This window comes from Phytopseudomonas flavescens (genome assembly GCF_900100535.1).
Taxonomy (GTDB): domain Bacteria; phylum Pseudomonadota; class Gammaproteobacteria; order Pseudomonadales; family Pseudomonadaceae; genus Aquipseudomonas; species Aquipseudomonas flavescens.
Genome location: NZ_FNDG01000018.1, coordinates 105,982 through 125,133, shown reverse-complemented (window position 1 = coordinate 125,133; position 19,152 = coordinate 105,982). Strand labels below are relative to the sequence as shown.

The window sequence follows — 19,152 nt, the reverse complement described above, 5'->3', positions numbered from 1 at the left end:
CTGTACAACTGGCGCTGGGCGTCCAGCACGTCGACGATGTTGCGCGTGCCCACCTGATAACCGATTTCCGTAGCCTCCAGCGCGCTCTGGTTGGAGATGATCGACTGGCGACGGGCCTGTACGGTTTCCACGTCGGTATTCACCGCGCGATACAGGTTGCGGGTGTTCTGCACCACCTCGCGGCGCAGCCCTTCACGTTGCTGCTCGGACTGGCTGAGGCGCTGGTAGGCCTCGCGGGCCTGGGAGCTGGTCAGGCCGCCGCTGTACAACGGAATGTTCAGTTCCAGGCCGATGCTGCGCTGGCTTACGTCGCCGCTGTAGTGGGGCTCGCCCGGCCTTTCGGTATTGGTGAAACCAAGGTTGTCATTGTCGCCGCGCTGATAGCTGGCCACGGCGTCCAGGGTCGGCGCGTGCCCGGCCTTGCGCTGGCGCAGGGTTTCTTCGGCGGCGCTGACCGCGAAATTGCTGGCCTGCAGGTTGAGGTTCTGCGCGGCCGCCGTGTTGACCCAGGCAGTAGCGTCGTTGGGCACGGGGGTAAGAATCGGCAGGCTGTGCTGGATGCCTTCGATGCTGCGGTATTCGCGGTTGGTCAGGGTGATCAGAGCCTGGAAGGCGTCGTCGACCTGACGCTGGGCAATGATGCGGTTGGCCCTTGCCGTATCGAAACCGGCCTGGGCCTGAAGCACGTCGGTCTTGTCCGAGAGACCAACGTCGAAGCGCTCGTTGGCCTGGTCGAGCTGGCGATTGAAGGCCGCTTCTTCGGCCTTGGTGGAGGCCAGGTTGTCCTGGGCGCGCAACACCGAGAAGTAGGCCTCGGCGCTCTGCAGGATCAGGTTCTGTTCAGTGGCGGATAGCTCCAGGGCGGCCTGCTCGCTGACCGCTTCGGCCGCCTGCAGCTGGAACCAGCGGTCGGCACGAAACAGTGGCTGGCTGAGGTTGGCCTGGTACAGCGTGCCGCTGCGTGACTGGGTGGCTGAGGGCTGTTGCAGGGCGGTGCGGGTGTCCGTCGTCTGTGCGCCGGCGCTGAGGTTCGGCAGCAGGCCGGCGCGGGCCTGCGGCACGCCTTCGCGACGGGCCTGGTAGTCGGCGCGGGCGGCGGCCAGGTCGGCATTGTTGGCAGCGGCCTGCTGATACACCGACATCAGGTCGGTGCGTACCGACAGCGGGGCCGGATCTGCCCAGGCCGCTGTAGCGGCAGCAGTCATGGCTATCGCTAGAGCGTGTCTTGCCACGCTAAATACAGTGCGCTTCACGTAGTCGTTTTCCTGTCTGGATGAACTGTTTGCGAGGAACGAGTCGGCATCGGCGGGACTCAATGCAGGGATTTGCGCAGTCGCGACAATGCGAATACGAAAAACGCGCTACCGATGACTATCAGCGCCAGCAACTGCGGCCAGACGATACGCGTGCCCGCGCCACGGAAGAGGATGGCCTGGGCCAGTTCGACGAAATGCGTGGTGGGGGCCAGCAGCATGATGTACTGGACCGCCTCCGGCATGCTCTCTCGCGGTGTCATGCCGCCCGAAAGGATCTGCAACGGCATCAGCACGAGAATGATCAACAGGCCCAGTTGCGGCATCGAACGGGCCAGGGTGGCGAAGAAGATGCCCATCGAGGTAGTGGCGAACAGGTGCAGGGCCGCACCGCACAGGAATAGCGCGATGGAGCCCGGTATGGGCACCTCCAGCCAGCCCTCGACCACCAGGCTCAAGGCGATGGCCGAAGCCGCCAGCACCACCAGGCCCATCGACCAGACCTTGGCGCACATGATCTCGAACGGCGTGACTGGCATCACCAGCAAGTGCTCGATGGTGCCATGCTCGCGTTCGCGGATCAGCGCGGCACCGGTGAGGATGATCGACAGCATGGTGATCTGGTTGATCACTTCGTTCACCGAACCGAACCAGGCGCGTACCAGGTTGGGGTTGTAGTTCATGTGCACCACCGCCTCGACCGACTGACTGGTGGCGCCGCGCGTGCGCAGGAGGAACTCGCCGGCCTCGTCGCTGATGATCTGCTGGATATGCCCGGCCCCGGTGAAGGCCTGGCTGACCTGAGTCGCGTCGACGTTGAGCTGGATACTCGGTTGGCGCTCGGCGAGCAGATCCTGCTGGAAGTTCGGAGGGATGTTCAGGGTGAAGGTATAGAGACCCGCATCCATGCCGCTGTCCATTTCCTCCAGGGTGATCGCCTTAGGGGCGAGGAAGTAGGGCATCTGGAAGGCTGCGATGATGCGCTGCGACAACTGCGAGCGATCCTCATCGGTCACCCCGATGGTGGCGCGGTGCGGGGCTTCCGGCACGCCGGTGGCGCTGGAGTAGATGCCGAGGGTGAAGGCGTAGACGATCAGCAGTAGCAACGCCGGGTCGCGGTACAGGCTGCGCAGCTCTTTGATGCCCAGCTGCAGGATATTGCTCAGCTTGCGCATCTCAGTTCTCCTGCTTCTTCAGGCCGGCGACGCTGAGCAGGGTCAGCACGGGAATGGTCAACAGCAGGGGAATGAAATAGAGGTACAGGTCTTGCAAATCCAGGGCCTTGGAAAATACGCCGCGACTGATGGTCAGGAAGTGGCTGGTTGGATAGATATTGCCGATAAAGGCACCGGCGCCCTCCATGGCCGATACCGGGTGGATCAGGCCGGAGAACTGCGTCGCCGGCAGCAGGGTCGCGATGGCGGTGCCGAAGATGGCCGCGATCTGGCTGTTGAGGATCGACGACATCAGCAGGCCCAGTCCGGTGGCGCAGATCACGTAGAGCAGGGCGCCGATGGTCAGGGTCAGCATGCTGCCCTTGACCGGGACGTCGAACACCAGCACCGACAGGGCCACCAGCATGAAGAAGTTGATCATGCCCAGGCCGATGTAGGGCAACTGCTTGCCGAGCAGGAATTCCAGGCGGGTTACCGGGGTGACGTAGAAATTGGTGATCGAGCCCAGTTCCTTCTCGCGCACCACGCCGAGGGCGGTGAGCATGGCCGGGATCAGCATCAGCAGGATCGGGATCACCGCCGGCACCATGGCCGGCAGGCTCTGCACGTCGGGGTTGTAGCGGTAGCGCAGGGTGATGTCGAATGGACTGGCCGCCACGGCCCGGGTCGAACCGCGGGCGAGTTCTTCCAGGTAGCTCTGGTGGATGCCCTGCACGTAGCCCTTGACGGTGTCGGCGCGGGTCGGCATGGCGCCATCCACCCAGAAGCCTACCTCCGGCACCTCGCCGCGCTTGAGATCGCGGCCGAAGCCGGGCGGAATCTCCAGCGCCAGGCTGATCTCGCCCTTGCGCATGCGCTGGTCGAGATCGGCATAGTCGCGCAGCGGCGCCTGCTCCACGAAGTAGCGCGAGCCGGCGATATTCAGGGCGTAGGCGGCGCTGGTGGTGGTCTGGTCGCGGTCGAGCACTGCGTAGTTCAGATCCTCCACGTCCATGCTGATGCCGTAGCCCATGATGAACATCAGCAGCAGCGTGCCGAGCAGGGCCAGGGTGGCGCGGATCGGGTCGCGGCGCAGTTCCATGGCTTCGCGCTGGGTGTAGCTGTACAGGCGGCGCAGGCTGAAGCGTGACTTCGGCGCGCCGGCGACGCCGTTCGAGGCTTCTGGCGCTACGTCCGGCGTGGACTCCGGGGGGCTCTCGTCGCTGCCGGCGGCATCGCGCAGGTAGGCGATGAAGGTCTCTTCCAGGGTGGCCAGGCCGCGCTTGTCCATCAGCGCCTGCGGGGTGTCGCTGTCCAGCACCCGGCCGGCGTGCATCATCGACATGCGGTCGCAGCGCAGTGCCTCGTTCATGAAGTGGGTGGAAATGAAGATGGTTACGCCATCCCTGCGCGACAGGTCGATCAGCAGCTCCCAGAAGCCGTCCCGGGCGATCGGGTCGACCCCCGAGGTGGGCTCGTCGAGGATCAGGATTTCCGGCTTGTGGATCACCGCCACCGCCAGCGACAGGCGTTGGCGCACGCCCAGGGGCAGGTCGGACGGTAGTTGCTCGGCGACGCCTTGCAGGCTGAATCTGTCGAGCATTTCCTGGATGCGCCCAGCCCGTTGCTGCACGGGAATGTGGAACAGCCGGGCGTGCAGGTCGAGGTTCTGCAAAACGCTCAGCTCGCTGTACAGCGAAAAGGCCTGGGACATGTAGCCGACCCGACGGCGGGTTTCGATGTCCCTGGGGTCGACCGGCTGGCCGAACAGTAAAGCTTCGCCTTCGCTGGCCGGCTGCAGGCCGGTGAGCATCTTCATGGTGGTCGACTTGCCGCAACCGTTGGAACCGAGGAAGCCGAAGATCTCCCCGCGTTCGATGCGAAAGTCCACGTGATCGACAGCGACGAAATCGCCGAAGCGGCAGGTCAGTCCGTGCGCCTCGATGGCCACCACGTTCTCGCCGCTGGCCGCCGGGCGCGGTGGAATCACCAGGGCATGGTGGCCGCTGCGCTTGGCTTCGGGCAACAGGGCGATGAAGGCTTCTTCCAGGTTGTCGGTTGCGGTGCGTTCGAGCAGTTCGCCGGGGGTGCCGGTATCCAGCACCTTGCCGTCGTCCATGGCCACCAGCCAGTCGAAGCGCTGGGCTTCGTCCATGTAGGCGGTGGCGACCAGCACGCTCATGCCGGGGCGGCGTTTGCGGATGCGCTCTATCAGCTCCCAGAACTGGTTGCGTGCCAGCGGGTCGACGCCGGTGGTGGGCTCGTCGAGGATCAGCAGGTCGGGGTCGTGGATCAGCGCACAACACAACCCGAGTTTCTGTTTCATGCCGCCGGACAGCTTGCCCGCCGGACGCTCGGTAAACGGCGCGAGGCCGGTGCTCTGCACCAGGTCGGCGATGCGGGCCTTGCGCTCCGCTGCGTCCTGGCCGAACAGCCGGCCAAAGAAGTCGAGGTTTTCGAATACGGTCAGGGTCGGGTAGAGGTTCTTGCCCAGGCCCTGGGGCATGTAGGCGATACGCGGACAGATGTCGCGACGGTGGCCCGCGTCGGCCATGTCGCCATCGAGCACCCGCACCGTGCCGTCCTGCAGCTTGCGCGCCCCGGCGATCAGCGCCAGCAGGCTGGACTTGCCGACCCCGTCCGGACCGATCAGGCCGATCATTCGCCTGGCGGGAATATCCAGGCTGACGTGATCCACCGCGCAGGTCTTGCCGTAGCGCAGGCTGACGTCGAGCAACTGCGCCACCATGTCGGAGCTGCGTGTCATTGTGGAACCCGGATCTGCAGGTCTTGCGGCCATTGGGCGGCATCGTCGAGTTTCAGATAGGCCATGCCGGGCACGCCGGTCTTGACCTGCTCCAGATGCCCCTTGAGCAAGGCGGGGTCGATCCGCGCCTTGATCCGGAACATCAGCTTCTCGCGTTCGTTGGCGGTTTCCACGGTCTTCGGTGTGAACTGCGCGACGCTGGCGACGAAGGTCACCTTGGCCGGGATCACATACTGCGGCGCCGCATCCAGCACCAGGTGCACGTCGGAACCGAGGGCAACCCGGCCGGCCTGCTGCGAAGGCAGGAAGATGTTCATATAGACATCGTTGAGATCGACCAGGTTGAGCACCTTGCCGCCCGCGGCCAGCACTTCGCCGGGCTGGCTGATGCGGTACTGCACGCGGCCGCTGCGCGGCGCCTTGAGCTGGCTGTCCTCGATATCGGCCTGCAGGCGCTCGACACTGGCCTGGGCCGCTTCCACCGCGGACTCGGCCTCGATGACCTGCGATTGCGCGGCTTCGATGCCGGCCTGCGCCGACAGAACCTGGGAGCGTGCGGCGCTGACGGCCGCTTGGCCGCTTTGCAGGCTCGCCAGGTCGTCGTCGAGTTGCTGGCGGGGCAGGGCATTGCGTTTGACCAGGGCCTCGGTGCGCGCATAGCGCTTCTGCGTCGCCCCCAGTTCGGCCTGCCGCTGATGCACCACGGCTTCGGCGGTGGCCTTCTCGCTGACGCGCAGCGACACTTGGGAATGGGCCGTGCGGGTGGCGTTCTGTGCCTGGCGTACCTGAGCCCGGGCCTGGTTCAACTGGGCGTCGAGTACCTGGGTGTCCATCTGTGCCAACACCTGGCCAGCCTCGACGAAATCGCCTTCTTCCACGTCGATGCGCAAGAGACGCCCGGCCAGCTTGCTGGCCACGTCCACTTCTGTGGCCTCGATACGCCCGTTGGCACTGGCGAAACCCTCGCCCAGACCGTCAGGGCGCAACGCCAGCCAGATCAGTCCGGCCACGGCGACCAGGCTGACGATGGCTGCCACGCGGAGCAGGGTTTTCTTGTGTTGTGCTTTCATCGATGATTTTCCTGGGGAGCGAGCGATCATCGTCCCATGGGGGCGCCGTCACGCGTTGCAGAGGGGCTGCGTGCGCCGTCGCCGTTCCTTGAGCGATGCAATACCGATGCAAGTATTCGGTAGCGGGACGCTCCGGAAAACGTTCCCGGGCGACAAGCGGGCTGTCAATCCGCGCCACGCCTGGCCGTGGCGCACGGCGAAAGCGGAAAACACCACGTGGGATCCCTGGATCAGCGTTTCTGCCTGTCCGCCTGTGTACCATGCAGGCTGCTTGCCCCAGGGCGCAGGTTCGGGCGATGAAAAACGGGGGGTGTATGTATAGGGTCAGCGTTGGTTATGTCGCGCTTCTGCTGAATACCTTCGAGGCTGAAGGGCTGGATGTACGGCGCCTGTGTCACGAAGCCGGGCTGGACATGCAGCGCCTGACGCACACCGAAGCCTTTTTCAGGCGTAGGGCGGTCTATCGCCTGCTCGAACTGGCGGTGTCCGAGTCCGCCAACCCGGCCATCGGCCTGCGGGCCTATGCCCATTTCCTGCCGGGTAGTTTCCAGTTGGTGGGGTACGCGATGATGTCCTGTCGCAACCTGCAGGAGGCCTTGGAACGCCTGGTGCGCTTCACGCCGCTGCTGGGCAATGGCGTCACCGTGAGCTTTTCAGCCGAGCCACAGGGTCAGCGGCTTTGTGCGCAGATGCACCAGGAAGTCGGAAGTATTCGGCCCAGGCAGTTTTCCGATGCCGGCATCGCGGCACTGCTGGGCTTTTGCAACTGGTTGACCGGAGGCAATCCACCCCGTCCGCTGCTCATCGAATTCGACTATCCGGAGCCGGTGGATCTGGATGCGTACCGGCAACTGGCCGATTGCCCGCTTAAGTTCGGCGCGTCGCGGGCCAGTGTGCTGTTCGATCCGCAGCAACTGTTGCAGCCGCTGAGCACTGCCAACGAGGCACTGTCGGCTCTTCACGAGCGTTTCGCCGAATCTCGTCTGAGCCAGCTTCGCGACGGTTCGCTGGTCGTCCAGGTTCGTACGCTGATTACCGAGAACCTCGACCAGGGTGGCTGCGACATGGGCTGGGTGGCGGGCTCGCTGGGTGTCAGCAAGCGTACCCTGCAGCGAGGCCTGGAACGCGAGGGCGTACAGTTCAAGGACGTGCTCAGTGAGGTGCGTCGGCAGTTGTCCGATTACTACCTGCGCCATTCCGCGCACAGCCTGGCGCAGGTGGCCGAGCGGCTCGGTTTTCTGGAGCAGAGCAGCTTTCACAAGGCCTGCCTGCGCTGGTTCGGCATGCCGCCCGGACGCTACCGCAGTTGTTCGCCGGCCGAGCCAGAACAACCTGCGCCGTTTGCACAAGTCAGGTGATCAGGATTTGCATCGATTGCTTCGGTCGCTCTTCGCCGCTGCCCAGGCACGCCAATCATGTGCATGCATTGCTGCGGAATCGGCGGGCGGGGTGAGGCCAGCCGCCATCGGCCACAGGATCGTCGGGCGTTGCTCCGACCGGCAAAACCCTGTGCCTGCCTGAGTCCAGTCCAGGCAGGCATTGCCGGTGATTACTTGATGACCCCACAGGCTACGCGAGCACCGCCACCGCCCAGCGGCTTCGGATGATCGGCATGATTATCGCCACCGGCATGAACCATCAGTGTCAGGTTCTTCAGGTCGCCTACCTGCTTGATTCGTGGAGCCAGCACGGGCTGGTTGGCCTTGCCGTCCGCGGTGACCAGCAGGGCAGGCAGGTCGCCCAGATGACCATCACCCCAAGGCAGGCCGTGCTTGCCGGTGTTCTGTGGATCCCAGTGACCGCCAGCGGCTTCGGCGGCAGACGGTTGGCCGTCCTTGGGTGCCGGGTCGCAACTGGGCTTGCTGTGCACGTGGAAACCATGCACGCCTGGCTGCAGATCATGCAGATCCGGGGTGAAAACCACGCCATGGGGGCTCTGACTGATCACCACCTTGCCAACCGAAGTGCCGACGCCCTTGGCGTCCACGGCGTTGAGATCGACCGTCAGGTCGGCGGCCTGCAGGCCAGCGGCGCAGCAACTGGCCAATGCGGCCATCATCCAGCGTTTCATAGGTGACTCCTCGAGGACGGAAAATCCATGGGCAAACCGTCGCCCACTGGGGGTGGGACTCGCGTTCGCCCGCGTGGTTCGTGTTTTCGCCTTCCGGGATATCGGTCGCAGGCCAGCGAACCCGCGTTACCTGACAGTGATTTAGCGCTTTTTAGCGAGTTGGAAAGGTTCTTGCAAACACCGGCAGCAAGGGCGTCGAGGCGTCAAAAGATTGAATCAGCCGGGGTAACCACGTGGCAGTAGATCGCGCACAAATGATTGGCAACGTTCGCAGCAACCTGTCCGGGTTGCGCAACGGCAATCTCGGCATTCCGCTGTTGCTGCTGGTCATGCTCGCCATGGTCATGCTGCCGATTCCGCCGTTTCTGCTCGACGTGCTGTTCACCTTCAGTATCGCCTTGTCGATCGTCGTGCTGCTGGTGGCCATCTACGCCTTGCGGCCACTGGATTTCGCGGTGTTCCCGACCATTCTGCTGGCCGCGACCCTGCTGCGCCTGGCGCTCAACGTGGCCTCCACGCGGGTGGTGCTGCTGCACGGCCAGGATGGCCACGACGCTGCCGGTAAGGTTATTCAGGCGTTCGGCGAGGTGGTGATCGGCGGTAACTACGTCGTTGGTATCGTGGTGTTCGCCATCCTCATGATCATCAACTTCGTGGTGGTGACCAAGGGTGCGGGGCGCATCTCCGAAGTCAGTGCACGTTTCACCCTGGATGCCATGCCCGGCAAGCAGATGGCCATCGATGCCGATCTCAACGCCGGCCTCATCGATCAGGTGGAAGCCAAGAAGCGCCGCAGCGAAGTCGCTCAGGAAGCCGACTTCTACGGTTCCATGGACGGTGCCAGCAAATTCGTTCGTGGTGATGCCGTCGCCGGCCTGCTGATCCTGTTCATCAACCTGATCGGCGGTATGGCCATCGGTATGCTGCAGCACGGCCTGAGCTTCGGCGACGCCGGCCGCATCTACACCCTGCTGACCATCGGTGACGGCCTGGTGGCGCAGATCCCGTCGCTGCTGCTGTCGACCGCTGCCGCGATCATGGTGACCCGGGTTTCCAGCTCCGAAGACATGGGCGCCCAGGTCAACCGTCAGATGTTCGCTTCGCCCCGCGCACTGGCTGTTTCCGCCGCGATCATGATCGCCATGGGTCTGGTGCCCGGCATGCCGCACATGTCCTTCATCAGCCTGGGCCTGATCGCTGCAGGTGCCGCCTACTGGATCGCCAACAAACAGCGCAAGACCAAGGAGGCCGAAGTCCAGGAAGTGCAGCGCCAGCAGGAACTGCTGCCGGCGCAGCGTGCTCAGGAGGTCAAGGAGCTGGGCTGGGATGACGTGATGCCGGTGGACATGGTCGGTCTGGAAGTCGGTTACCGGCTGATTCCGCTGGTCGACCGCAACCAGGGCGGGCAATTGCTGGCGCGCATCAAGGGGGTACGCAAGAAGCTTTCCCAAGAGATGGGCTTCCTGATGCCGTCCGTGCATATCCGCGACAACCTCGACCTGCAACCCAACGCCTATCGCCTGACGCTCATGGGGGTCAGCGTCGCCGAGGCCGAGGTCTATCCGGAGCGCGAGCTGGCGATCAATCCGGGTCAGGTGTTCGGCACCCTCAACGGCGTCGCCGCCAAAGATCCGGCATTCGGTCTGGATGCGGTGTGGATCGATCCGGGCCAGCGTGACCAGGCGCAATCCCTCGGTTACACGGTGGTGGATGCCAGTACCGTGGTCGCGACGCACCTCAATCAGGTGCTGCACAAGCATGCCCACGAGTTGCTCGGCCACGAAGAAGTCCAGCAACTGATGCAATTGCTGGCGAAAAGCTCGCCAAAACTCGCCGAAGAGTTGGTGCCTGGGCTGATTTCCCTGTCGACCCTGCTCAAGGTGCTGCAGGCACTGCTGCAGGAGCAGGTACCAGTGCGTGACATCCGTACCATCGCCGAAGCCATCGCCAACGTCGCACCGAGGAGTCAAGATCCCGCCGCCATGGTGGCTGCGGTCCGTGTCTCGCTGGCCCGGGCAATCGTGCAGAACATCGTGGGACTAGAGCCCGAGCTGCCTGTGATCACCCTTGAACCAAGGTTGGAACAGATATTGCTAAATAGTCTTCAGAAGGCCGGTCAAGGCTCCGAGGATGGCATCCTCCTGGAGCCTGGCATGGCCGAGAAGCTGCAACGTTCCCTGGTGGAAGCAGCGCAGCGTCAGGAGATGCTTGGCAAGCCGGTGATTCTGCTGGCGGCCGGGCCGGTTCGGGGAATGCTCTCGCGTTTCGCCCGGTTGGCCGTCCCGAGCATGCATGTTCTGGCGTACCAGGAGATTCCGGACAACAAGCAGGTCACCATCGTTGCGACGGTGGGGCAGAACTAATCGAGGGTACGGGCCATGCAGGTCAAACGCTTTTTTGCCGCCGATATGCGCCAAGCCATGAAACTGGTACGCGATGAACTGGGCGCCGACGCGACCATCATCGGCAATCGCCGTGTGGCCGGTGGTGTGGAGTTGACGGCCGCACTCGATTATCAAGTGGCGCCTCCGCCGGCGCGGCAGCCCAATCCGGCGCTGGAGGCCGAGCTGCGCAAGACCCAGTCGCGTATCGCCTCCGCTCAGGCTGAGTTGAGCACGCGCGCGCAGCTGGATGCCGGCAAGGACCGTCAGATGTTCGCCGACGCCCCCGGCAAGACGCCTGCCGACAGCCTGGACGCGGTGCTCGAACGCCAGCAGAAGAGGTCGACGTCGGCCTCGGTCGACCAGTCCGCCCTGGAATCCATGCGCTCCGAATTGCATGGCCTGCGTGAGCTGATCGAGATGCAGATGGGCTCCATGGCCTGGGGCCAGTTGCAGGCCCGTCGCCCGCAGCAGGCCACCCTGTGGCGCCGCCTGCAACGCATGGGCCTGCCTGCCGAACTGGCCCGCACGCTGCTCGAGCGCGTCGCCACCCTGAGCGATCAACGCCAGGCCTGGCGCATGGTCCTGGCGCACCTGGCCCATTCGATTCAGACGCCCAAGCAGGAACCGATGGACGAGGGCGGTGTCATCGCCCTGGTCGGCCCGGCCGGCATGGGCAAGACCACCACCCTGGCCAAGCTCGCGGCCCGCTATGTACTCAAGTACGGTGCGGCGAACATCGCTCTGGTAAGCATGGACAGCTACCGCATCGGCGCCCAGGAACAACTCAAGACCCTCGGGCGTATCCTGGGCGTATCAGTGACCCACGTGGATCCCGGCCAGTCCTTGACGCAGGCGCTGGCGCCGCTGGCACGCAAGCGTGTGGTGCTCATCGATACGGCCGGCCTGCCGGCCAATGATCCTGCGCTGCGCATGCAGCTGGAAACACTGGCGAGCCGCGGGGTGAACGCGCGTAATTATCTGGTGTTGGCCGCTACCAGCCAGGCGCAGGTGCTCAAGGCGGCGTATCACAGCTACAAGCGATGTGGGCTGGCCGGCTGCATTCTGAGTAAACTGGACGAAGCCACCAGCATGGGCGAGGTATTGGGTCTGGCTATTAGCCACCGTCTACCGGTAGCCTATCTGGCAGACGGCCCGCGGATACCGGACGATGTCCATGTGCCGCGCAGCCATCAGCTGGTCAGCCGTGCCGTTGGGCTGCAGGCGCCGGATGAGCCGAGTGAGGATACGATGGCCGATATGTTCGCCGGTCTGTACCAGGACCCGACACGACGCGCAGGATGAACGGGCGGATGTGGCGAAGGGCTGGTTGCGCTTCCCTCGACAGCGCACAATGGCTCGCTAATGGCTTAAAGCGAAGGTTAGATAAGGTGTGTAGATAAAATGGGTATGCATCCCGTACAGGTGATCGCGGTGACTGGCGGCAAAGGCGGCGTTGGCAAGACCAATGTGTCGGTGAACTTGTCGCTGGCGCTGGCAGACCTCGGTCGGCGCGTCATGCTCATGGATGCCGACCTGGGCTTGGCCAACGTCGACGTGCTGCTCGGCCTGACCGCCAAGCGTACCCTGGCCGATGTCATCGACGGCCAGTGCGAACTTCGCGACGTGGTGTTGCAGGGCCCTGGCGGCATTCGCATCGTGCCCGCGGCCTCCGGTACCCAGAGCATGGTGCAGCTCAGCCCCATGCAGCATGCCGGCCTGATCCAGGCATTCAGCGACATCAGCGACAACCTCGACGTGCTGATCGTGGATACCGCAGCGGGTATCGGCGACTCGGTGGTGAGTTTCGTGCGTGCCGCCCAGGAAGTGCTGGTGGTGGTGTGCGACGAGCCCACCTCGATCACCGATGCCTACGCGCTGATCAAGCTCCTCAACCGTGACCACGGCATGAACCGTTTCCGGGTACTTGCCAATATGGCGCATAGCCCCCAGGAAGGCCGTAATCTGTTTGCTAAGCTGACCAAGGTGACCGACCGTTTTCTGGACGTCGCGCTGCAGTATGTGGGTGCGGTGCCCTACGACGAATCGGTACGCAAGGCCGTACAGAAACAACGTGCGGTGTATGAGGCGTTCCCTCGTTCGAAGTGCGCGCTGGCGTTCAAGGCGATTGCCCAGAAGGTTGATGCGTGGCCGTTACCGGCCAACCCGCGAGGCCATCTGGAATTTTTCGTTGAGCGCCTGGTGCATCAACCGACTGCAGACACGGCTGTATGACGACAGCCTCTGGACTCCGTATGTACAGCAAGGCAACAGCAAGAGATTCGCAGCATCAGTTGATCGAACGCTACGCCCCGCTGGTCAAACGCATTGCCTACCACCTCTTGGCGCGGTTGCCCGCCAACGTGCAGGTGGACGATCTGATTCAGGCCGGGATGATCGGTTTGCTCGAAGCGTCGCGCAAATACGACGCTGGCAAGGGTGCCAGTTTCGAGACGTTCGCCGGCATCCGTATCCGTGGCGCCATGCTCGACGAGGTGCGCAAGGGTGACTGGGCGCCACGCTCGGTACACCGCAACACGCGTATGGTCAGTGACGCGATCCGAAAAATCGAGGCCCGAACCGGGCGAGACGCTAAAGATCAGGAGGTTGCTGCCGAACTCCAATTGAGTCTCGAAGATTACTACGGCATTCTTGGCGACACTTTGGGCAGCCGTCTGTTCAGTTTCGACGACCTGTTGCAGGAAGGCGAAAGTGGCGGGCTGCAGGAAGACACGAATTCCCTGCACCACGGCCCTTCGCATGAACTGGAAGACGATCGGTTCCAGGCGGCTCTGGTCGATGCCATCAGCAACCTGCCGGAGCGTGAGCGGTTGGTGTTATCGCTGTATTACGACGAGGAATTGAACCTCAAGGAGATCGGCGAGGTTCTGGGGGTGAGTGAGTCGCGGGTCAGCCAATTGCACAGTCAGTGTGCCGCGCGTTTACGCGCGCGGTTGGTGGAATGGCGCGCATAGGGAAATTTGTAGGCGCTGGACATGCACAGTGAACGCAGCAAAGCCGGGCGCAATAGGTTTGCGGCGTTCCGCCAGGCCGGTTTCACGATTTATAAGCGCTCCGGAATGCTGGAGCGTTTTAGGACTGTACGGAGGTCGACTTGGACAAGAACATGAAAATCCTCATCGTCGATGATTTCTCGACGATGCGACGGATCATCAAGAACCTCTTGCGGGATCTGGGGTTCACCAACACGGCGGAAGCCGACGACGGCACCACCGCATTGCCGATGCTGCAAAGCGGTAGCTTCGACTTTCTGGTCACCGACTGGAACATGCCGGGCATGAGTGGCATCGATCTGCTGCGCGCCGTGCGTGCCGATGAACGCCTGAAGCAGATGCCCGTGCTGATGGTAACGGCAGAAGCCAAGCGTGATCAGATCATCGAGGCCGCCCAGGCCGGTGTGAACGGCTATGTGGTCAAGCCATTCACTGCCCAGGTGCTCAAGGAAAAGATCGAGAAAATCTTCGAGCGGGTCAACGGCTGATGTCTGCCGCGAGGTTGTTATGGAACATGATGATTCGAAAGAGGCCGACCTCGAGTCGACTCTGAAAAGCAATGCACGCCAACTGGTCAACAGTCTTGAACAGGGCAATTTTGGCGAAGCGGTACAGCTGATCAATGAACTGAACAAGGCGCGCGACCGGGGTCTTTACCACGAAGTCGGCAAGCTCACCCGTGAGCTTCACAACGCCATCGTCAATTTTCAGCTCGATCCCCGGATGCCTCACGCCAAGGAAATCTCGCAGATCTCCGACGCCACCGATCGCCTCAATTATGTGGTGACCATGACCGAGCGTGCCGCCAACCGCACCATGGACCTGGTCGAGCAGAGTGCACCCCTGATCAATGACCTGAGCAGCGAAGCGGATGCCCTGAGCGAGGACTGGGCGCGGTTCATGCGCCGCGAGATGGGCGCCGACGCGTTTCGCGAACTGGCCAAGCGCATCGAGCTGTTCCTGGCGCGCAGCCAGCGCGACAGCAGCAAGCTGTCCGGACACCTGAACGACATTTTATTGGCGCAGGACTATCAGGACCTGACCGGGCAGGTGATCAAGCGCGTCACGCAACTGGTGACAGAGGTCGAGAGCAATCTGCTGAAACTGGTGCTGATGGCCAGCCAGGTCGATCGTTTCGCCGGTATTGACCACAACCATGAACAATTGCGTGCCGAGCAAAACAAAGAAAAACCTGCGTCCCATGGTGAAGGTCCGCAGATTCATGCCGATAAGCGTGATGATGTCGCGTCTTCCCAGGACGACGTCGACGATTTGCTGTCCAGCCTGGGATTTTAGGAGCACGTCATATGAGCTTCGGCGCCGATGAAGAAATTCTCCAGGATTTCCTGGTAGAGGCCGGCGAGATTCTCGAGCAGTTGTCCGAGCAGTTGGTGGAGCTGGAAAGCCGGCCGGACGATATGAACCTGCTCAATGCAATTTTTCGTGGATTTCACACGGTAAAGGGTGGTGCCGGGTTCTTGCAGCTCAACGAGCTGGTGGAGTGCTGCCACATTGCCGAGAACGTGTTCGACATCCTGCGCAAGGGTGAGCGTCGTGTCGACTCGGAGTTGATGGACGTGGTACTCGAGGCGCTGGATGCCGTCAACGGCATGTTCGCCGAAGTGCGTGAGCGCGCCGAGCCGACCCCAGCCTCTCCCGAGCTGCTGGCTGCGCTCGCGCGCTTGGCCGAACCCGCCAGCGCCCAGCCCGCTGCCGCTGCGCCAGCGCTGGTCGCTCCAGTCGAAGTGACCGGGTCGGCGGCTGAGGCGGCCAGTGACATCACCGACAGCGAGTTCGAGCAGTTGCTCGACGCCCTGGATGACGAGCCGCAACCCCAGGCCAGCGCTTCGGGTGATGAAATCAGCGATGACGAGTTCGAGTCGCTGCTCGACCAGTTGCATGGCAAGGGGCAGTTCGCAGCTCCTGCGGTGGCAGCCGTGCAAGCGCCGGCACCTGCGTCAGCGAGCGTTTCGAGCAGCGGCAACGGCGATGAGATCAGCGATGACGAATTCGAAGCCCTGCTTGATCAGTTGCACGGCAAAGGCCAGTTCGTCGCCGCAGCAGTAGAGGCTCCGGCGCCCGCTGCGCCTTCTGAGCCGGCCAGTTCTGCGGCACAGAGCGATGAAATCACCGATGACGAGTTCGAAGCGCTACTCGACCAGTTGCATGGTAAAGGCAAGTTCGTCGAGCCGACGGAGATAGCACCTGTTGCCGTAGCCCCGAGTCCCGCGCCAGCTCCGACCCCGGCGGTGAAGCCTGTGGCCAAACCTGCTGCACCGGTAGCCGCCAAGGCCGCTCCTGCGCCCGTTGCCAAGGCGGCACCTGCTGCACCCGCACCGGCTGCCGCTGCGCCAGCGAGTGAAGCGGAAACCACCGTACGGGTCGACACCGCGCGTCTGGATGAAATCATGAACATGGTCGGTGAGCTGGTACTGGTGCGTAACCGCCTGGTCCGCCTGGGGCTCAACAGTGGCGACGAGGCCATGTCCAAGGCTGTGTCCAACCTCGACGTGGTCACCGCCGATCTGCAGACATCGGTCATGAAGACCCGCATGCAGCCGATCAAGAAGGTCTTCGGGCGCTTCCCGCGCCTGGTGCGCGACTTGGCCCGCCAGTTGAAGAAAGAGATCAACCTGGAGCTGGTCGGTGAAGAGACCGACCTCGACAAGAACCTCGTCGAGGCCCTGGCCGATCCGCTGGTCCACCTGGTGCGCAACGCGGTCGACCACGGCGTGGAAAACCCGGAGGAACGTGAAGCCGCCGGCAAGTCGCGCACCGGCCGCGTGGTGTTGTCCGCCGAGCAGGAAGGCGACCACATCCTGCTGATGATCACCGATGACGGCAAGGGTATGGATGCCGACGTGCTGCGCAGCAAGGCCGTGGAAAAGGGCTTGCTCGACAAGGACGCCGCCGACCGCCTGACCGATCTGGAGTGCTACAACCTGATCTTCGCACCCGGCTTCTCGACCAAGACCGAGATCTCCGACGTGTCCGGCCGGGGGGTCGGCATGGACGTGGTGAAGACCAAGATTTCCCAGCTCAACGGCACCGTCAACGTGTTCTCGCAGAAGGGCCAGGGTTCGAAGATCGTCATCAAGGTGCCGCTGACCCTGGCGATCATGCCCACGTTGATGGTGATGCTCGGCAACCAGGCATTCGCCTTCCCGCTGGTCAACGTCAACGAGATCTTTCACCTCGACCTGTCGCGCACCAACGTGGTCGACGGCCAGGAGGTGGTGATTGTCCGCGACAAGGCGCTGCCGCTGTTCTATCTCAAGCGCTGGCTGGTGCGCAAGGCGGCTCATGAGGAGCAGGGCGAAGGCCATGTGGTGATCCTTACGGTCGGCAATCAGCGCATCGGATTCGTCGTCGACCAACTGGTCGGCCAGGAAGAGGTGGTGATCAAGCCGCTGGGCAAAATGCTGCAGGGAACGCCTGGTATGTCCGGTGCGACCATCACCGGCGATGGCCGTATCGCCCTGATTCTCGATGTGCCCAGTATGCTCAAGCGCTACGCACGGCGTATCTGATCATCCGCGGCATGGCGTCTGCCGTGTCGCTTAGGAGTGTTTATGGTTGTCAAGGTACTGGTGGTCGACGACTCCGGCTTCTTTCGCCGCAGGGTTTCGGAGATCCTCTCGTCCGACCCCAACATCACCGTGGTCGGTACGGCCACCAACGGACGTGAAGCCATCGATCAGGCGCTGGCTCTCAAGCCGGACGTGATCACCATGGACTACGAGATGCCGTTGATGGATGGCATCACCGCCGTGCGCAGCATCATGCAGCGTTGCCCGACTCCGGTGTTGATGTTCTCCTCGCTCACCCACGAAGGCGCCCGGGTCACCCTCGATGCACTGGATGCCGGTGCGGTGGATTTCCTGCCGAAGAATTTCGAGGACATCTCGCGAAACCCGGAGAAGGTCAAGCAACTGTTGTGCGAGAAGGTACACAGCATTTCGCGCAGCAACCGCCGGGGGATCGGCGCGGCGTCCCTGACGCCTCCTGCCGGCGGTAGCCTGAGCCGACCTGCCGGTACTTCAAGCACGCCTGCACCCGTGGCGCGTCCACAGTCAAGCGTCAGCCATGCGCCGGCCGAGCGTCACCCGGCTGCCGCCAGTGCCACGCCCAAGCGCAAGGCCTACAGGCTGGTGGCGATCGGGACGTCGACTGGCGGGCCGGTCGCACTGCAGCGGGTGCTGACCCAGTTACCGGCGAATTTCCCGACCCCGATCGTATTGATCCAGCACATGCCGGCAGCCTTCACCAAGGCCTTTGCCGAGCGCCTGGACAAGCTCTGCAAGATCAGCGTCAAGGAGGCCGAGGACGGCGACATGCTGCGTCCAGGCCTGGCCATCCTCGCCCCGGGCGGCAAGCAGATGATGATCGACGGGCGCGGTACCATTCGTATCCTGCCCGGCGACGAGCGCCTGAACTACAAGCCGTGCGTGGATATCACCTTCGGGTCGGCGGCCAAGTCCTACAACGACAAGGTGCTGGCGGTGGTGCTCACCGGCATGGGCGCCGATGGTAGAGAAGGCGCTCGCCTGCTCAAACAGGGCGGCAGCCAGGTGTGGGCACAGGACGAGGCCAGTTGCGTGATCTACGGCATGCCCATGGCGATTGTGAAAGCCGACCTGGCCGATGCCGTTTATCCGCTGGATGATATCGGCCGGCATCTGGTCGAGGCCTGTCTCTGATGGATGTACTGAGCCTGATCGGTGTCATTCTGGCATTCGTCGCCATCCTCGGCGGCAACTACCTGGAAGGCGGTCATGTCTCGGCACTGCTCAATGGCCCGGCGGCACTGATCGTCATCGGCGGTACATTGGGGGCGGCGTTGTTGCAGACTCCGGTCGCGGTGTTCAAGCGCGCCGTGGGCATCCTGCGCTGGATCTTCTTTCCCCCGCAGATCGACTTGCCTGGTGGTATCGACCGGGTGGTGAACTGGAGCATGACCGCACGCAAGGAGGGGCTTCTGGGCCTCGAGGTGGTGGCGGACGGCGAAGCCGACCCTTACGCACGTAAAGGGCTGCAGTTACTGGTCGATGGCGCCGAGCCGGAGGCCATTCGCAGTATTCTCGAGGTTGACCTGTATACCCAGGAGAACCGCGACATACAGGCCGCCAGGTTCTTCGAGTGCATGGGCGGCTACGCGCCGACCATCGGCATCATCGGCGCGGTCATGGGCTTGATTCACGTGATGGGCAATCTCGCCGATCCCAGCCTGCTCGGCGGTGGGATCGCCGTCGCCTTCGTCGCCACCATCTACGGGGTGGCGTTTGCCAACCTGTTCCTGTTGCCGGTGGGCAACAAGCTCAAATCCGTGGCCTTGCGCCAATCGGCTTATCGGGAAATGCTCCTCGAAGGCATTCTGTCCATCGGCGAGGGTGAGAACCCGCGCTCCATCGAGTTGAAGCTGCAAGGCTTCATGAACTGACA

General features: G+C 63.2%; 15 protein-coding genes. 10 read left to right on the top strand and 5 right to left on the bottom strand.

What is annotated here, in order from left to right:
- From BLR94_RS20645 to BLR94_RS20630, 4 genes are all read right to left on the bottom strand, one after another.
- On the bottom strand, window positions 1-1,205 hold a 1,205-nt coding region (locus BLR94_RS20645), incomplete at its 3' end, for a TolC family outer membrane protein (protein WP_090423751.1).
- A 107-nt stretch (window positions 1,206-1,312) separates the two neighbouring features.
- Window positions 1,313-2,428: an ABC transporter permease gene (locus tag BLR94_RS20640; RefSeq protein ID WP_084307792.1), complete on the bottom strand. Its 1,116-nt coding sequence runs from the start codon at window positions 2,426-2,428 to the stop codon at window positions 1,313-1,315.
- A 1-nt stretch (window position 2,429) separates the two neighbouring features.
- Entirely contained in the window at window positions 2,430-5,174 is a 2,745-nt protein-coding gene (gene rbbA, locus BLR94_RS20635; protein ID WP_084307793.1) for a ribosome-associated ATPase/putative transporter RbbA, read from the bottom strand.
- Window positions 5,171-6,244 (bottom strand): HlyD family secretion protein, encoded by a 1,074-nt coding sequence (locus BLR94_RS20630; RefSeq protein ID WP_084307794.1) that lies wholly within the window; start codon window positions 6,242-6,244, stop codon window positions 5,171-5,173. Before BLR94_RS20630 ends, rbbA begins: the two co-directional genes overlap by 4 nt.
- Before the next feature lie 314 nt (window positions 6,245-6,558).
- Between BLR94_RS20630 and BLR94_RS20625 the strand changes: the two genes are divergently transcribed.
- Window positions 6,559-7,602, top strand: a complete 1,044-nt coding sequence (locus BLR94_RS20625; protein ID WP_084307795.1) for an AraC family transcriptional regulator — start codon at window positions 6,559-6,561, stop codon at window positions 7,600-7,602.
- A gap of 191 nt (window positions 7,603-7,793) precedes the next feature.
- Here BLR94_RS20625 and sodC read toward each other — a convergent pair whose 3' ends face one another.
- Complete coding sequence (sodC, locus tag BLR94_RS20620; RefSeq protein WP_084307796.1) at window positions 7,794-8,315, bottom strand: superoxide dismutase family protein; 522 nt, start codon at window positions 8,313-8,315, stop codon at window positions 7,794-7,796.
- A gap of 254 nt (window positions 8,316-8,569) precedes the next feature.
- Between sodC and flhA the strand changes: the two genes are divergently transcribed.
- From flhA to BLR94_RS20575, 9 genes are all read left to right on the top strand, one after another.
- Window positions 8,570-10,678 carry a flagellar biosynthesis protein FlhA gene (gene flhA, locus BLR94_RS20615; RefSeq protein WP_084307797.1) on the top strand — a complete coding sequence of 703 codons (2,109 nt, stop codon included), beginning with the start codon at window positions 8,570-8,572 and terminating at the stop codon, window positions 10,676-10,678.
- A 15-nt stretch (window positions 10,679-10,693) separates the two neighbouring features.
- A complete protein-coding gene (gene flhF / locus BLR94_RS20610) occupies window positions 10,694-12,001 on the top strand; it encodes a flagellar biosynthesis GTPase FlhF (protein WP_084307798.1) in 1,308 nt (435 codons plus the stop codon).
- A 99-nt stretch (window positions 12,002-12,100) separates the two neighbouring features.
- Window positions 12,101-12,931 carry a flagellar synthesis regulator FleN gene (fleN, locus tag BLR94_RS20605; protein WP_175154249.1) on the top strand — a complete coding sequence of 277 codons (831 nt, stop codon included), beginning with the start codon at window positions 12,101-12,103 and terminating at the stop codon, window positions 12,929-12,931.
- Window positions 12,928-13,671: an RNA polymerase sigma factor FliA gene (gene fliA / locus BLR94_RS20600; RefSeq protein WP_084307799.1), complete on the top strand. Its 744-nt coding sequence runs from the start codon at window positions 12,928-12,930 to the stop codon at window positions 13,669-13,671. Before fleN ends, fliA begins: the two co-directional genes overlap by 4 nt.
- A 152-nt stretch (window positions 13,672-13,823) precedes the next feature.
- Window positions 13,824-14,198, top strand: coding sequence for a chemotaxis response regulator CheY (locus BLR94_RS20595; RefSeq protein ID WP_175154250.1), 375 nt, complete (start codon window positions 13,824-13,826; stop codon window positions 14,196-14,198).
- Window positions 14,199-14,217: 19 nt separating this feature from the next.
- Entirely contained in the window at window positions 14,218-15,006 is a 789-nt protein-coding gene (locus BLR94_RS20590; RefSeq protein ID WP_084307800.1) for a protein phosphatase CheZ, read from the top strand.
- 11 nt (window positions 15,007-15,017) lie between these two features.
- Window positions 15,018-17,240 (top strand): chemotaxis protein CheA, encoded by a 2,223-nt coding sequence (locus BLR94_RS20585; protein WP_084307801.1) that lies wholly within the window; start codon window positions 15,018-15,020, stop codon window positions 17,238-17,240.
- Window positions 17,241-17,282: 42 nt separating this feature from the next.
- The gene (locus BLR94_RS20580; protein WP_084307802.1) at window positions 17,283-18,410 is read left to right on the top strand and encodes a protein-glutamate methylesterase/protein-glutamine glutaminase; all 1,128 of its coding nucleotides are present in this window, start codon (window positions 17,283-17,285) and stop codon (window positions 18,408-18,410) included.
- Window positions 18,410-19,150, top strand: coding sequence for a flagellar motor protein (locus BLR94_RS20575; protein WP_084307803.1), 741 nt, complete (start codon window positions 18,410-18,412; stop codon window positions 19,148-19,150). Before BLR94_RS20580 ends, BLR94_RS20575 begins: the two co-directional genes overlap by 1 nt.
- The last annotated feature ends 2 nt before the right edge of the window (window positions 19,151-19,152 follow it).